This window comes from Bergeriella denitrificans NBRC 102155, from assembly GCF_001592185.1.
GTDB lineage: Bacteria > Pseudomonadota > Gammaproteobacteria > Burkholderiales > Neisseriaceae > Neisseria > Neisseria denitrificans.
Genome location: NZ_BCWL01000323.1, coordinates 1 through 1,390 on the forward strand (window position 1 = coordinate 1; position 1,390 = coordinate 1,390).

Below are 1,390 nucleotides of genomic sequence, written 5' to 3' on the forward strand. Positions count from 1 at the left end.
GGGCGCAGCAACGCCGTATCATTTTTATTTTAAATGACTATAAAAGCCGTCTGAAAAACGACGATAGAGCCGCCTTTAGCGGCATTTTCAGACGGCATCACTTCCGAATATCATGACCCGACACGTCCTCACCATTCTCGGCAGCACCGGCAGCATCGGCGTAAGCACGCTGGATGTGGTTGCCCGCCATCCCGACAAATTCGACATCTTCGCGCTGGCAGGGCATCGCCAAGTGGAGAAGCTGGCGGCGCAATGCCTGCGTTTCCGCCCCAAATTTGCCGTGGTGGCCGACGGCGGCTGCGCGGCGGATTTGGCCGGCCGTCTGAAAGCGGCGGGCTGCGCTACCGAAGTATTGCACGGAGAACAGGCGTTGATTGACGTGGCTTCGGCGGCGGAGGTCAGCGGTGTGATGTGCGCGATTGTCGGCGCGGCGGGGCTGCCCTCGGCGCTGGCGGCGGCGCGGCACGGCAAAACCATTTATCTGGCCAACAAAGAAACGCTGGTGGTGTCGGGCGCATTGTTTATGGAAACGGCCCAAGCCAACGGCGCGACCGTATTGCCGGTGGACAGCGAACACAATGCCGTTTTCCAAGTGCTGCCGCGCGATTACAGCGGCCGCTTGGACGCGCACGGCATCGAGTCCATTATTCTCACTGCATCGGGCGGCCCTTTCCTGAATACCGATTTGGCCGCGTTTGACGCGATTACCCCCGCCCAGGCGGTGAAGCATCCGAATTGGAGCATGGGGCAGAAAATTTCCGTCGATTCCGCCAGCATGATGAACAAAGGCTTGGAGCTGATTGAGGCGCATTGGCTGTTCAATTGCCCGCCCGACAAGCTCGAAGTGGTGATTCACCCGCAGTCGGTGGTGCACAGCATGGTGCGTTACCGCGACGGCTCGGTGCTGGCGCAGATGGGCAATCCCGATATGCGTACCCCGATTGCCTATTGCCTCGGCCTGCCCGAGCGCATCGAGTCGGGTGTGGGCGCGTTGGATTTCGGCAGCTTGGGCGCGCTGACGTTTCAAGCCCCCGATTTCGACCGCTTTCCCTGCCTGAAGCTGGCGTATGACGCCATGCATGCGGGCGGCAGCGCGCCTTGCGTGTTGAACGCCGCCAACGAAATCGCTGTGGCTGCGTTTCTAGCGGGACAGATTAAGTTTACCGACATCGCCAAAGTCGTGGCGCACTGCCTGGCAGCCAATCAAGCGGGCGGGGCAGACAGCATAGACGGCCTGCTGGCATTGGATGCAGAAACCCGCACGCGGGCGCAGGCATTTGCCGCCGGCTTGGCCTGATGTTCAGACGGCTTTTCGGGAAACAGGCCGTCTGAACATCAGACGGCAAGGGCAGGGCGCGGCTCAAGTGTCCCCGCCTGATGATGAAAAAAT

General features: G+C 60.6%; 1 protein-coding gene. It reads left to right on the forward strand.

Annotated elements, in window-relative coordinates; all coding sequences use genetic code 11:
* Nucleotides 1-112: 112 nt before the first annotated feature.
* Nucleotides 113-1,297 (forward strand): 1-deoxy-D-xylulose-5-phosphate reductoisomerase, encoded by a 1,185-nt coding sequence (ispC, locus tag BDE01S_RS10550; protein ID WP_066081342.1) that lies wholly within the window; start codon nt 113-115, stop codon nt 1,295-1,297.
* Nucleotides 1,298-1,390: the final 93 nt, after the last annotated feature.